General features: G+C 70.8%; 12 protein-coding genes. 5 read left to right on the top strand and 7 right to left on the bottom strand.

The features are described 5' to 3' along the window. Nucleotides 1–120 precede the first annotated feature (120 nt). Both A3CQ_RS0132570 and A3CQ_RS0132565 read left to right on the top strand, forming a co-directional pair. Nucleotides 121–2910, top strand: a complete 2790-nt coding sequence (locus tag A3CQ_RS0132570; RefSeq protein ID WP_020515142.1) for a DEAD/DEAH box helicase — start codon at nt 121–123, stop codon at nt 2908–2910. Nucleotide 2911: 1 nt separating this feature from the next. Further along, on the top strand, nt 2912–3757 hold the full coding sequence (locus tag A3CQ_RS0132565; RefSeq protein WP_020515141.1) for an SWIM zinc finger family protein: 846 nt from the start codon (nt 2912–2914) through the stop codon (nt 3755–3757). Nucleotides 3758–3764: 7 nt separating this feature from the next. On the opposite strand, the gene A3CQ_RS0132560 is transcribed toward A3CQ_RS0132565, so the two are convergent. After that, nucleotides 3765–5351: a beta-1,3-glucanase family protein gene (locus A3CQ_RS0132560; protein ID WP_020515140.1), complete on the bottom strand. Its 1587-nt coding sequence runs from the start codon at nt 5349–5351 to the stop codon at nt 3765–3767. Between the two features lie 141 nt (nt 5352–5492). Between A3CQ_RS0132560 and A3CQ_RS0132555 the strand changes: the two genes are divergently transcribed. Further along, a complete protein-coding gene (locus tag A3CQ_RS0132555; protein ID WP_020515139.1) occupies nt 5493–6440 on the top strand; it encodes an aldo/keto reductase in 948 nt (315 codons plus the stop codon). Nucleotides 6441–6469: 29 nt separating this feature from the next. Further along, nucleotides 6470–7930, top strand: coding sequence for a phospholipid carrier-dependent glycosyltransferase (locus A3CQ_RS0132550; RefSeq protein WP_020515138.1), 1461 nt, complete (start codon nt 6470–6472; stop codon nt 7928–7930). Between the two features lie 5 nt (nt 7931–7935). On the opposite strand, the gene A3CQ_RS0132545 is transcribed toward A3CQ_RS0132550, so the two are convergent. Genes A3CQ_RS0132545 through A3CQ_RS61210 form a run of 5 tightly spaced genes read right to left on the bottom strand, consistent with a single transcriptional unit; the run spans nt 7936 to nt 11330 of the window. Continuing rightward, on the bottom strand, nt 7936–8787 hold the full coding sequence (locus A3CQ_RS0132545; protein WP_020515137.1) for a menaquinone biosynthetic enzyme MqnA/MqnD family protein: 852 nt from the start codon (nt 8785–8787) through the stop codon (nt 7936–7938). Then, nucleotides 8784–10133: an MFS transporter gene (locus A3CQ_RS54900; RefSeq protein ID WP_084699323.1), complete on the bottom strand. Its 1350-nt coding sequence runs from the start codon at nt 10131–10133 to the stop codon at nt 8784–8786. Before A3CQ_RS54900 ends, A3CQ_RS0132545 begins: the two co-directional genes overlap by 4 nt. A gap of 45 nt (nt 10134–10178) precedes the next feature. Continuing rightward, nucleotides 10179–10760 (bottom strand): ArsR/SmtB family transcription factor, encoded by a 582-nt coding sequence (locus tag A3CQ_RS0132535; protein WP_026206449.1) that lies wholly within the window; start codon nt 10758–10760, stop codon nt 10179–10181. 31 nt (nt 10761–10791) lie between these two features. Beyond that, nucleotides 10792–11094, bottom strand: a complete 303-nt coding sequence (locus A3CQ_RS0132530; protein WP_020515134.1) for a type II toxin-antitoxin system PemK/MazF family toxin — start codon at nt 11092–11094, stop codon at nt 10792–10794. Beyond that, nucleotides 11094–11330, bottom strand: a complete 237-nt coding sequence (locus A3CQ_RS61210) for a hypothetical protein (RefSeq protein WP_157296645.1) — start codon at nt 11328–11330, stop codon at nt 11094–11096. Before A3CQ_RS61210 ends, A3CQ_RS0132530 begins: the two co-directional genes overlap by 1 nt. An 89-nt stretch (nt 11331–11419) precedes the next feature. On the opposite strand from A3CQ_RS61210, the gene A3CQ_RS0132520 reads away from it, so the two are divergent. Continuing rightward, a complete protein-coding gene (locus A3CQ_RS0132520; protein ID WP_020515132.1) occupies nt 11420–13429 on the top strand; it encodes a HelD family protein in 2010 nt (669 codons plus the stop codon). Here the strand turns inward: A3CQ_RS0132520 and A3CQ_RS0132515 are convergent. Next, the gene (locus A3CQ_RS0132515; protein WP_020515131.1) at nt 13410–13826 is read right to left on the bottom strand and encodes a GNAT family N-acetyltransferase; all 417 of its coding nucleotides are present in this window, start codon (nt 13824–13826) and stop codon (nt 13410–13412) included. The two genes, A3CQ_RS0132520 and A3CQ_RS0132515, sit on opposite strands and share 20 nt — an antisense overlap. Nucleotides 13827–13836: the final 10 nt, after the last annotated feature.

Below are 13836 nucleotides of genomic sequence, written 5' to 3'. Positions count from 1 at the left end.
TCACCGTCGTACCCTCGATGCGGTTGCTTGGGGGTGGGTGTGTTCGTCATTCAGGGTTGCTGGCTGCCGGGTCGGCTCGCAATCTGGGCCGAGGGCGCCACATTGCCGGATTTTCCGGAAATGTCGCCCGAAACGATCTCGCTGCGCCTGCCCGGGACGACCCGCGAGCCGGCGCCGTCGCCCGAATTCGGGCACGAGCCGCCCAAGCGGATCAGCCTGCGGTCGTATCAGATCCCGGCCCTGGTCACGCCCGGCCAGGAGGCGCTCACCGCGCTGGCCGGCCTCGACCCCGGCGACGACTGGCTGCTCGGCGCCTCCGTGCGCTACCTGCAGCTGCTGGCCGGCTTCGCCTATGACCTGGCCCGGCGCGGGCGGATGCTCCCCCAGCTCGTGCTCGAGGCCGGCGTGCCCACCGCCCGCTGGCGACCGGTCATCACCGGCGCCGACGCGGCCACCTACCGCGATTTCGCGGCGGCGATGCCCCCGGTCGTGCGGGCGGCCGACACCGGTTTGGGCCGCACGCTGCGCGACGCGCTGGACGCCCTGGTCGATGCGGCCGCGCGGGCCGTGATGCCGGAACGCCTGCTGTACGGGCATCGGGCCGGGCCCAAGGCTCCGCTGCCCGACCGCTGGATAGCCGCGCTCACGGCCGACGACCCGGCACTGCCCGGCAGCCGCCCCGAGGAGGTGCGCGAGCTCGGCGCGGCCCTCGGCGACTGGATGCGGGCCGCGAACGAGGCCAACGGTCCGGTCCGGGTGAGCTTCCGGCTGACCGAGCCGCCGCCGGAGTCCGACGCCTGGGGGCTCGCGTTCGCCCTGCAGTCGGCCGAGGACCCGAGCCTCTGGCTGCCGGCCGCCGACGTCTGGGAGGGCGCCCGCTTCCCCGGCCTGCCACCCCGGCCCGACGAGACGCTGCTGGCCGGGCTAGGCCGGGCGGTCCGGCTCTTCCCGCTGCTGCACGTGGCGCTGACCGACCAGCAGCCGGCTGACATGGAGCTGGCCACCGGCGAGGCGCACGACTTCCTCCGGCAGGCGGCGCCGCTGCTGCAGGCGGCCGGCTTCGGGGTGCAGCTGCCGGCCTGGGCCGGGCGCAAGGGCGTCGGCCTCAAGCTGACCACGCGATCCAAATCTTCCTCGAAGAGCCGGGCCGCCGCGGCCTCGGGCTTCGGGCTGGAGCAGCTGGTCGACTTCCGGGTCGACCTGGTCATCGGTGACCACACGGTGACCGCCGAGGAGCTGGCCGAGCTGGCCCGGCTCAAGGTCCCGCTGGTCCGCGTACGCGGGCAATGGGTGGAGCTCGACGACCGGCAGCTCCGGGCGGCCCTGCGGGCGGTGGACCGCCGGCGCGAGGGCGAGCTCACCGCGGGCGAGGTGCTGCAGCAGGTGATCGACGGCGGCGAGGAGGACCTGCCGCTGGTCGAGGTGGACGCCGACGGTGAGCTCGGTGACCTGCTCTCCGGCCAGGCGGCCGAGCGGATCGCGCCGCTGCCGACGCCGATCGGCTTCCAGGGCACGCTGCGGCCGTACCAGGAACGCGGCCTCTCCTGGCTGCACTTCCTGTCGCGCCTGGGACTGGGCGGGATCCTCGCCGACGACATGGGGCTGGGCAAGACGGCCCAGACGCTGTCCCTGTTGCTGACCGACAAGAAGGGCCCGACTCTTCTGATCTGTCCGATGTCTCTGGTCAGCAACTGGCAGAAGGAAGCCGCCCGGTTCGCCCCCTCGATTCGGGTGTATGTCCATCATGGCGGGTCACGCCGCCGGGAGGGTCTCGACGAAGCCGACCTTGTGATCACGACGTACGGCACGGCAGTGCGCGATTTGTCCACTTTGAATGAGGTGGCCTGGGAGCGAGTCGTCTGCGACGAGGCGCAGGCGATCAAGAACAGCGGCACACGTCAGGCTCAGGCCGTGCGCACGATCAAGGCGCGCACCCGGATCGCCCTGACCGGAACACCGGTCGAGAACCACCTGGCCGAGCTCTGGTCCATCATGGACTTCTGCAACCCCGGGCTGCTCGGCCCGGCCAAACGCTTCCGGCGCCGCTTCCAGGAGCCGATCGAGGTACGCCAGGACGAGGACGCCGCGGCCGCCCTCAAGCGCGCGACCGGCCCGTTCGTGCTGCGCCGCCTCAAGACCGACAAGACGATCATCTCGGACCTCCCGGAGAAGAACGAGATGAAGGTCTGGTGCACGCTCACCCCCGAGCAGGCGACGCTGTACCAGGCCGTGGTCGAGGACATGATGGCCACGATCGAGAACACCGAGGGCATCGAGCGCCGCGGCAACGTGCTGGCCGCGATGACCAAGCTCAAGCAGGTCTGCAACCACCCGGCCCACCTGCTCAAGGACGGCTCGCGGCTGCCGTCCCGCTCGGGCAAGCTGGCCCGCCTCGAGGAACTGGCCGAGGAGATCATCGAGGACGGCGACAAGGCGCTGGTCTTCACCCAGTACTCGGAGTGGGGCTCGCTGCTGCAGCCGTACCTGGCCGCCCACCTCGACCGGCCGGTCTTGTGGCTCCACGGTGGACTGTCGAAGGCCAAGCGCGACGAGCTGGTCGAACGCTTCCAGACCGACGACGAGCCGATGTTCTTCCTTCTTTCCCTCAAGGCGGCGGGCACCGGCCTCAACCTGACGGCCGCGAACCACGTCGTCCACTTCGACCGGTGGTGGAACCCGGCCGTCGAGGACCAGGCCACCGACCGGGCTTTCCGCATTGGACAGTCACGCGATGTGCAGGTCCGCAAGTTCATCTGCACCGGCACGCTCGAGGAGAAGATCGACGCGATGATCGAGCGGAAAAAGGCGCTGGCCTCGTCGGTCGTCGGCACCGGCGAGGAATGGATCAGCGAGCTGAACACCGATCAGCTGCGCGAGCTGTTCACTTTGGACACCGGGGCGGTGCGCTGACATGCCGATCGATCCCGAGGGCAGGTTCTTCGAGGGCGCCCGGCCGATCGCGGTCGACGGCGGCATCGCGGTGCGCGCCAAGCGCGGCAAGATCGGCGAGCAGTGGTGGTCGCGCCGCTTCGTCGACGTGCTGGAACGCGTCTGCGACGGCGGGCGTCTCGCCCGCGGGCGGGCCTACGCCCGCAAGGGCCAGGTGATGGATTTCTCGCTCTCCGCGGGCAGGGTGACGGCTCGCGTGCAGGGTTCACGACCTCAGCCGTACGAGGTGAGCGTCGCGATCACGGCGTTCGACGCGACACAGTGGACCGATCTGACCGAGTCGCTCGGCGGCCGGGCGCTGTACCGGGCCGCGCTCCTGGCCGGCGACATGCCGCGCGAGATCCTCGAGGTGTTCGAGGAGCACGGCCTGTCGCTCTTCCCCGATCAGCTCGACATCCGCTGCAGCTGCCCCGACTGGGGTGTGCCCTGCAAGCACGGCTCGGCCGTCCTTTATGTACTCGCCGAGGCGTTCGACGACGACCCGTTCCTGGTGCTGGCCTGGCGCGGGCGCGACCGGGAGACGCTGCTGGCGGCGCTGCGCGGGACACCCGAGCCGGTCGAGGCCGTCGACCCACTCGCGGTCGACGAGACGCCGCTCGAGGACCACCTGGCCGACTACTACTCCCCCGGGCTGAGCCTGAGCCGCCTGCGGGAGCGCCCGGCCCGGGTCACCACGCCCCCGGAGCTGCTGCTGCGCGCGCTGGACGCCCCGCCGGTCAAGGTGCGGCACATCCCGCTGACCGACCTGCTGCGCCCGGCCTACCGCGACCTGGCGGAGTCGTCGTCCACGGTGGACGACGACTCCTGAGCCAGGGTCAGCCCTTGCGCCACTTCTGGTTGGCGGAGCCGGCGCAGTCCCACAGCTGGAGCTTCGCGCCGTCGGCCGAGTTCACGTCGACGATGTCGACGCACTTGTTCGCCTGCGGGTTGATGAGGTCGCCGGCGCTGTTGAGCACGAACTGCTGCGCGCCGGTGCCGTTGCAGGTCCAGAGCTGCACCGCCGCGCCGTTCGCCGTCGAGCCGGAGGCGACGTCCATGCACTTGCCGTTCTGGCTGGCCAGCGTGCCGTTGGTGAACGTCCACTTCTGAGCGTTGGTGCCGTTGCACGGCCACATCTGCAGCCGGGCGCCGTCGACGAAGTTCGAGCTCGGTACGTCGATGCACTTGTTGTTGAGCGAGCTGATCACGGGAACGGCCGTCGGCGTGGTGGTGCCGCCGCCCGAGAACGGCGAGAGCACGATCCCGGCCGAGCGCGGGTCGCCGTCGTTGACCAGCGACTCGAAGTTGGCGACATCGTCGAACGCGAACGCGTACGCCTTGCCGTCCGCCATGTTCGCGTGGATCGTCTTCGCGTACACGTTGGTCGGGTTGTTCTTGTAGAAGTCGGCGGCGTTGGTGCTCGGCTGGGTGTCGATCGTGCCGAGCGTCCCGCGGTTGAGCGCCGCGCACAGCGTCCGCGAGATGGGGCCCACGACCAGGTCGTTCGGCGCGGGCAGATCGCCGTCACAGCCCCAGACGCTGCTCGAGGACGGCCGGTTGAACGACGCCACGACCGCGCCCGACGTGTTCGTGAAGGTCATGACGTTGCCCGACGTACGCCCGAAGAATTTGGTGTTGGGTTGGTCGCCGAAAGGCACGACCGTCAGCGTCTTGCCGGTGTACGCGTTCCACGCCGATGCGATGTACGAGTCGAGGTACGTGCTGCTCAGCAGGCCCGCGCCGGCCGCCTTGCCGGGCGAGAGCACCCGCAGGACCGTGCCGTCCGACCGGGTGTAGACCGTGTTGGCCCAGCCCGACGTGCCCTTGATCGTGTTGATCACGTTGGCGCGGCCGTTCGCGACCGGGTCGCCGGTGCGCTTGGTGACGCCGGCGCTGTTGGTCACGGTCACCGCGTGCGGCACCGCGAACATGTCGACCTGCGAGCTGTTCAGCCAGAGGCCGGAGTCGTTGTAGGTGAACTCGCTCCAGTCGAACAGGATGTTCTGGTTGGCGTCGCCGGACGCCCACGGCGCGGGTTGCACCAGCCCGTCCGGGGTGAGGAAGAACTTGAGCTTCTCGCCGAACGAGAAGTAGACCCGGCCGGAGAATCCGCGCGGGAAGTTGATCGTGGTGCTGCCGCCGTTGCCGGGGCCGCCGATCGCGACGTCGGGTGCGGGTGAGGGTGGGATCTGCCCGCCGCTCCACGCGGTGAACGTGCCGCCCTGGTTGACGTAGCCGAGCCGGCCGGAGGAGAGCTGGACGCCGATCACGTACAGGTAGACGGCGTCGCCACGACCGGTGCTGTTGGTGACGGTGACGGGGAGAAGGTTGGGCCCGATCGCCTGGGCGGCGGGTGGTGCGACGGCGGCCGCGACCGGAATGGTCAGAGCCAGAGCGGCGAGAGCTCGGAGGACGGAACGCACGGGGACACCTCTTTCCTTCGAGGAGAGCGCTCTCACGAGGCTCGGCTTTGTTAACAACGTGTGTCAATAGATAGGTACGGATGTCCCGTGTCCCCGGGCAAACCTTGTACCGAACGGGCATAGGGTTGGCCGGTGACTGAGATGAACTTCCGTCGGCTGGGCACTTCCGGCCTGGTCGTGTCCGTCGTCGGCATCGGCTGCAACAACTTCGGCCGCAAGCTCGACGCGGAGGGCACTCGCGAGGTCGTCGACGCGGCCCTCGACGCCGGGATCACGCTGTTCGACACGGCCGACATCTACGGCACCCCGCACGGCACCTCCGAGGAGCTGCTCGGCGCCGCCCTCAAGGGCCGCCGCGACGAGATCATCCTGGCCACCAAGTTCGGCATGAACATGGAGGGGCTCAACGGCAACGACTTCGGCGCCCGCGGCTCCCGGCGGTACATCGTCCGCGCGGTGGAGGCGTCGCTGCGCCGGCTCGAGACCGACTACATCGACCTCTACCAGGTGCACGAGCCCGACCCGGCCACCCCGATCGACGAGACCCTCGCCGCCCTCGACGACCTGGTCCGCTCGGGCAAGGTGCGCTACCTGGGCAACTCGAACTTCGCGGGCTGGCAGATCGCCGACGCCGACTGGACCGCCCGGGCCGGGGGCCTGACCCCGTTCATCAGCGCGCAGAACCGCTACAGCCTGTTGCACCGCGCTGTCGAGGCCGAGGTGGTGCCGGCCTGCGAGCAGTTCGGGCTGGGCCTGTTGCCGTTCTTCCCGCTCGACTCGGGCCTGCTCAGCGGCAAGTACCGCCGCGGCGAGACCCCGGCCGCCGGCACCCGCCTGTCGCTGCCGCGGTACCAGCGGGTGATCGACGGCGCCGACTGGGACAAGGTCGAGGCGCTCACCGCGTACGGCGTGGAGCGGGGGCACAGCCTGCTCGAGGTGGCGATCGCCGGTCTCGCCGCCCGTCCCGCCGTGACGAGCGTGATCGCCGGCGCGACCACCGCCGAGCAGGTCCACGCCAACGCGGCGGCGGCGAACTGGCAGCTCAGCGCCGATGACCTGGCCGCGCTGGACGCGATCCTGGAGGGCTGATTCGGCGGGGTCTGGTAGCTTCGCCGCCCGTGGGGAAGTCTTTCGTAGCGCTCCTCCGGCAGCACTGGACGCTGCTGGCGGTGCTGGGCGTCGCCACCTTCATGCGGGTGTGGTTCGTCTACGCGTACCCCTATGCCTTCTTCTTCCCCGACAGCCGCACCTACGTGGCCTCGGCGCAGGACGGCTTCCCCAATGTGATCCGGCCGTGGGGTTACTCCGGGCTGATACTTCCGTTCCTGCACCAGCCGTACATCCGGATCGCGGTCATCCAGCACGTGATCGGGCTCGGCCTGATCGTCGCCGGGTACGCGTTCCTGCGCCGGCGCGGCCTCAAGGGCTGGCTGGCAGCGGTCGCGATGGTGCCGCTCGCGCTCGACGCCCGGGTCCTCACCATCGAGCACTATGTGCTGGCGGAGACGGCGTACCTCGCCTTCACCGCGGCCGGGCTGTTCCTCATCGCCTGGCGCGACAAGGTCGGCTGGGTGGCGGCCGCGCTCGGCGGGACGCTGCTCGCCGCCGCCGCGCTCACCCGCTCGGTCGGCCTGCCGATCCTCGCGCTGGCCGGCGTTTACCTCCTGGTCCGGCGGGCGGGCATCCTTCGCCTCATCGCGTACGCGGTGCCGGTCGTCGGCCTGCTCGGCGGGTACATGGTCTGGTACCACCAGCAGTGGGGCGTCTACGCCATGGGGCAGTACCAGGGCCGTTTCCTGTACGCCCGGGTCGTGTCGATCGCCGACTGCGCCACGCTGAAGCTCACCGACGACCAGAAGCGGCTCTGCCTGCCCAACCCAACGACGTCCTGGGACCAGCGGCCCGACCAGTTCATCTGGGCCACCTCCAGCCCGGCGTACCGGTTCTACCACGACCGGGAGGACGACCCGGCCCTCCAGAAGTACGCGCTCACGGTGATCGAGCAGGAGCCGGGCAAGTTCCTCGCGCTGGTCGCCCGGCAGACCGGATGGCACCTGATGTGGCGGGCGCCCCTGGTCGACGACGGCAAGTGCCTGGCGACGCAGTGGCTGCCGCCGGCCCGACCGGGTGATCTGTGCGAGGCCCGCTACTACCTGCCGGTGAAGCCGGGCGAGTCACCGGCGCCGGCCTTCCTGGTGGACAACGCGCAGGCGCGGGCGCTGCACGCGTACGGGAACTGGATGACCACCCCGGGCCCGCTGTACGCCGCCGGCGTGCTGGTCACGCTGTTCGCGGCGGTGTGGCGGTTCCGGCGGCGGCCGTGGCGCGACGCCGCGGACGCGATGCTGTTCACGTTCGGCGGCTTCGGCCTGCTGATCGTCAGCGTCGCCACCAGCCTCTTCGACTACCGGTACGCCGAGCCGGCGGTGATCCTGATTCCGGTCGGGATCGCGCTCGCGGTCAGCCGGATCGTGGCACTGGCGTCCGCGCCGTCGCCCTCGCTCTCGCCTTCGTCTTCGGAGGCCGCGATCGACAGCGAGCCGCCCACCGTGCAGATCGAGCGGGCCGGAACGGTCTGATCTGGTCAGACCTCCGCGAACACCGGTCCGTCGGCCGGGAGTTCGGGAACCTCGCCGCGCAGAGCCGCACGCCGAGCGAACTCGCGCAGACCCGCGATCTGGCGCTCGCCGAGCGAGAAGTCGAGCGCGCGGAAGTAGTTGGCCAGCGTATCCGCGTCGAACGGCTCCCAGCGCGCGGCGGCCGCGGCCGCCTCGTCGAGCTCGCCCAGGCACAGGTCGCGGGAGCGCTGGAAGGCCTCGGCAACGTCCTTGACCGCGCCGGGGTTCTCGGCGGCGTAGTCCTTGCGGGCGGCCCAGACTGCGAAGACCATCGGCAGCCCGGTCCAGTCGCGCCAGGCCTGGCCCAGGTCGGTCACCGTGAGGCCCAGGCGGGGCGCTTCGTACAGCGCCCGCAGCGCCGGGTCCCCGATCAGCACACCCGCGTCGGCCTCCATCAGCATCTGGGTCAGCTCGGGCGGGCAGCGGAAGTACTCCGGCTCGGCCTGGTACTTCTCGGCCAGCAGCATCTGCGCCAGCAGGACCCCGGTGCGCGAGGTCGACCCGAGCGCCACCGGCCGCCCGTCGAGCTCGGCCAGCGGCCGGGTCGAGATCAGGTTGACCGAGAGCACCGGCCCGTCGCTGCCCACCGCGAGGTTCGGCAGAAGCAGCAGGTCATCGGCGTGCCGAAGGTACTCGACCAGGGTGATCGGACCGATGTCGAGATCGCCGGCCACCAGGTCGTGGCTGAGCTTGTCGGGCGTGTCCTTGCGCAGGTCGACGTCGAGCAGCGCGCCGGAGCGCATCAGCCCCCAGTAGATCGGCAGGCAATTGAGGAACTGAATGTGCCCAACCCGGGGTCGTCCGGCGCCATCGCTCATGACCTCGACGCTATCCCCTCCTCGATCGCCTCCACCGCGCGCGGCACTTCCGGGTGGCTCACATCGCAATCCACTCTCCGGGCCGATCGCCCGCCGGCCTTGGCCTCGGCGACCGGTGAGCCGGCCTCGGCGACCGCGGTGTCGGCCTCGGCGACCGGCTTGCCGGCTCGGATGACGATCGGGAGGGCGATCAGGGACACCAGGAGGCCGAGGGCGCCCGCCCCGGCGACCAGCCACCTCGGGTCGAACCGCTCGACGAGGGGCCCCGCGGCCAACAGACCGATCAGGGCAGCCGCCTGGACCGCGGCGGAGACCACGGCGAACGCGCGGCCGTGGGCGGCAGCGGGGGCACGATCGGCGACGATCACCATGACGAAGACGTTGATACCGCCGTTGCACACGCCGCCGGCTATCCACAGCGGGATCAGCCAGAGGGCGTCGCCGACCACGAGGGCGCCGAGCGCGGGTGCGCACGAGCCGGCCACGACCCAGAGCAGGGCCGGGACGGTGATGCGGCGGCGCGGGACGCGGGCGAACAGGACGCTGCCGATCAGCATGCCGAGCGGCCAGGCCGCGGTGACCAGGCCATAGACCGTGGTGGAGGCGTCCAGCGTGTCGCGGATGAAGAAGACCTCGACGACGTTGACCGCGCTCACCCCGGCCACGACCGCGGCCAGCGCGCCGATCATGACGGTGAGCGTGCGGTCGTCGCGGACGCGGTACCCCACCGACATTTCCGAGATATCGCCGGACGGGCGATGTTGGCGTCTGGTGCGGACGGCGAGGCCGGCCACCACCAGGGCCAGGTAGCTGGCCGCGTCGAGCAGCAGCGGGACGCGGGGGCCGACCTGGCCGACGAGGATGCCGGCCAGGGCCGGGGCGACCAGCATGCCGATCACGCCGGCGGTCTGGTTGAGGCCGCTCGCCCGGGCGAGATTCTCCGGGCGAACCGTCCGCGGGATCAGCGCGGAGATGGTCGGCTGGGTCACGGCCAGGCCGCAGGCGAGCAGCGCGACCAGGCCGATCATCGCGACCGGCTGCCGGGTGAACGCGAGGGCCAGGCTGATCAGCGCCTGGGCGACGCCGGCCGCGACCAACACGACGCGGCTGTCCACCCGGTCGGCGATGCGGCCGGCGAGTGGGGCGACCAGGGCGAGCGGCAGGCTAGCGGCCACCAGCAGCCCCGAGACGGCCAGACCGCCGTGGCCCGCCTGCTGCAGAACCAACGCGAGGGTGGTGGCGGCAAGGAAGTCGCCGCAGACCGAGACGGCCCGGGTGATCGCGAGCAAGTAGACGTCGGGCCAACGCTCACTTGGCCAACGCTCATCGCCAGATGTGAAGGACATACTTCGAAAGTATTCCTTCACATCTGGTTCGCGCAAGCCCCTGCTCTAAACCTCCGGTATCGCCGAGTAGCTGACCGTCACTCGCCGCGCGCCCGCCGGCGGATCCGCCTGCCGCTCCCGCATCTGGTACGGCTCGACCAGCTCACGCACCTTGTCGTTGATCTGCCGCAGCTCTTCCGAGGTCACCAGCAGCCGTTGCCCCATGATCGCGCTGACGTCCCGCCACTCCGCCGGCTCCTGCGCCTGCCGCGACAGCCACTCCCGCGTACGAGCCTGGTCGCGATGCAGGTAGAGGTCCACCAGCGCCTCGGTGGCGGGCAGCGACCCGGGCTCGTCGAAGTCAGGATCGATCCGCAGCGAATGCGTCTTGCCCCGCCACAGCCGCTCTCGCCCGTCGCCCCGGCTCGGCGCCTGCTCGACCAGGCCATACTTGGCGAGCTCGCGCAGGTGATAGCTGGTCGCGCTCGGCGAGAGCCCCACCATCCCCGCCACCTGGGTAGCCGTAACCGACTCCCCGGTGTCGTTCAGATACTCGACGATCTCGATCCGCGCCGGATGCGCGAGGGCCCGCATGACCCGCGGATCCGCGATCCGCATCCCGTCACTCTCGCCACGCCCCTCAGCCATACACCCCATTCTGGTGCTCGCCGAGGTCCCACTAAAGATCGAGGTCGAAGGCGGCCTCGATCGCCCGGGCCAAGGCCTCCTCCTGCGCGGGTGGGAGATAACCGATGAGCTTGCCGATCGCGCTGCGTGGCACCGTGACAATGTTGTCGCACGAGACCACGGAGTCGTAATCCAAACCATTTGCCTTGCCGACCGGTACCTCCGTGGAAAGTCCGCGGACGGTGCTGGTGATCGGTGCGACCGTGACCGAGTTGAGGTAGGGCCGGACCTGCTCGCGGGTCAGGACGAGGACGGGCCGGGTCTTGTCGATCGCGGCGAGGTGAATCGGCCGCATCAGTCGAGATCGATCGGCTGCGAGCCGGCCCAGCCGGCAAGGTCGTCGAGGTCGTCGTGGCCGTCGGCCTCGGCAGCATAGATCGCGGCATCCCGCTCGGCGGCGGCACGGCGACGCTCCCGCTGAAGGGCGCGGGCCACCACCACGGCCTGGAGACTCCGCGTCGACGAAAATCGGTGGAGGAGGATTTGCCGCGGGCGTAACGTGGAGGGCCGCTTGACGGCCGTGGTGAGCATGCACCGCAGCGGACGTCGTCCCGCGCCGATGGCCGGTGACCGGTCTCGGGTACGCGAGCAGCCCGCGCAGCCTGTCTTGAGGATGGATCGTGTCTTCGTTTGATCTGGACACCGAGCTCTCGGCCGAACGCCGGCATCTCACCGAGTCGCGCGCCGCGCTGGCGCGGATGCGGGGTCGCGCCGAGGCCCTCTTCTCCGCCGGGGCCGAGGTGGCCGGCGATCCGTACGGCGCCGAGGCGCTCGGCCGGACGCTGTCGCGCCGGGTCGCCGAGCTCGCCGACGACCCGACCACGCCGCTGTTCTTCGGGCGCCTCGACATCGACGAGTCGTACTACGTCGGGCGGCGGCACGTCACCGACGACGCCGGCGAGCCGATGGTGCTCGACTGGCGGGCGCCGCTGTCGCGCTCGTTCTACCGGGCCAGCGTGCGCGACCCGCAGGGGGTGTCGACCCGGCGCCGGTTCGGGTTCGTCAAGGGTGAGCTGACCAGCTTCGAGGACGAGCATCTCGACCGCGGCGAGGAGCTGGGCACCAAGAGCCGCATCCTGACCGCCGAGATCGAGCGGCCGCGCGTGGGGCCGATGCGCGACATCGTGGCGACCATCCAGCCCGAACAGGACGAGCTGGTACGCGCCGAGCTGGCCGACTCGATCTGCGTGCAGGGCGCGCCGGGCACCGGTAAGACGGCCGTGGGCCTGCACCGGGCCGCCTATCTGCTCTATCTGCACCGGGAGCGCCTGCGCCGGTCGGGGGTACTGATCGTCGGGCCTAACACCGCCTTCCTCTCGTACATCTCGGCGGTCCTGCCCGCGCTCGGCGAGGTCGAGGTGCAGCAGGCCACGGTGGACGACCTGATCTCGCGGCAGCCGGTGCGCGCGGTCGACAGCGAGGCGGCGATCCTGGTCAAGCACGACGTGCGGATGGCCGAGGTGCTGCGCAAACTGCTCTGGTCGCGGCTGGCCAAGCCGACCGAGCCGATCATGGTGTCGGACGGGAGCTATCGCTGGCGGATCGACCCGGAGCCGCTGCGCCGGATCGTGGACGAGGCCCGGCGGGAGGATCTCCCGTACGCGGTGGGCCGGGAGCGGGTGCGAGCCCGGGTGGTGGGTCTGCTGCAGCGCCAGTCGGAGTACCGCACCGGCAACTCGCCGGGCGAGGGCTGGCTGCGCAAGATGAGCAAGGTCGCCCCGGTCACCACGTTCCTCGACACGGCCTGGCCGGCCGCAACCCCGGAGCAGCTCGTCGTAGAAATACTGGTAAATCCAGAAAAGTCGGGCGGGGTGCTCAGCGAGGAGGAGCAGGCGGCAATACGGTGGGTCAAGCCGCCCAAAACGGTCAAATCCGCAAAGTTCAGCGCCGCCGACCTGATATTGATCGACGAAGCCGCCGGGCTCATGGAAAGGGAGAGCAGCTTCGGCCACGTGGTGGTCGACGAGGCTCAGGACCTCTCCCCCATGCAGGCGCGAGCGATAGCCCGCCGCAGCGAGCACGGCTCGATAACTCTCCTGGGCGACCTGGCTCAGGGCACGGCCCCGTGGGCCGCCGCGGACTGGCGCGACACCCTCGGACACCTCGGGAAGCCGGACGCCAGCGTCGTCCCGCTGACCGTGGGCTTCCGCGTCCCGGCCGTCGTGGTGGCCCTGGCCAACCGCCTTCTCCCGGCCCTGGAGGTCGACGTCCCCGAGGCGGTCTCGCTCCGCCGCGACGGCGATCTCTCGATCATCCCGGTCGGCGACCCGCGTGCGCTCGACGCCGAGACCCTGGTCGAGGTGACCGCCGCCCTGGAGCACGAGGGCTCGGTGGCGGTGATCGCCGCCGACACCGCGATCGACCGGCTCCGCGCGCACCTCACGGCGGCCGGCATCGAGAGCGCGACCCCCGACGACGTCGAGGCCGAGGCGCGCGTCACGCTGGTGCCCGCGACGGTCGCCAAGGGCCTCGAGTACGACCACGTGATCGTCCATGAGCCGGCCGACATCGTCGCCGCCGAGACGCGCGGGCTCAACCGCCTCTACGTGGTGCTCACTCGGGCCGTCTCGCGGCTGTCCGTCGTACACGCAAAGCCTTTGCCACAAGCTCTCACTCCGGCAGCGGCTTGACCCACCGCGACCAGTCCGTCTGGCGGCGATAGCCGCCGGCGGACCACACACCGTGCGCGTCGGCGTTGCCGTCGAGCACCATCGCGTCGGCGCGGGTGCCGCCGAAGACCCGGAACCGCTCCTCGGCGACCGCGATGAGCCGCCGCCCGATCCCCTCGCGGCGGCGGTGCGGCGCGACCGCGAGCCGGTAGAGGTGGCATCGCCAGCCGTCCCAGCCGGCGATGACCGTGCCCACGATCTCGTCGCCGTCGACCGCCACCAGCAGTGCGTCCGGATCGCGCAGGTGCAGGGCGGCGAGAGCGCCCCGAGTGTCGGCCGGGCGGTTGTCGTTCTCGGCGGCGTCGCGCCAGAAGGCGAGGACGGCGTCGAGCTCGTCGGCAAGGGCGGGCCTGATCATCACGCTCCGA

This window comes from Paractinoplanes globisporus DSM 43857 (genome assembly GCF_000379645.1).
GTDB lineage: Bacteria > Actinomycetota > Actinomycetes > Mycobacteriales > Micromonosporaceae > Actinoplanes > Actinoplanes globisporus.
This window is presented reverse-complemented; position numbering and strand designations above follow the sequence as displayed.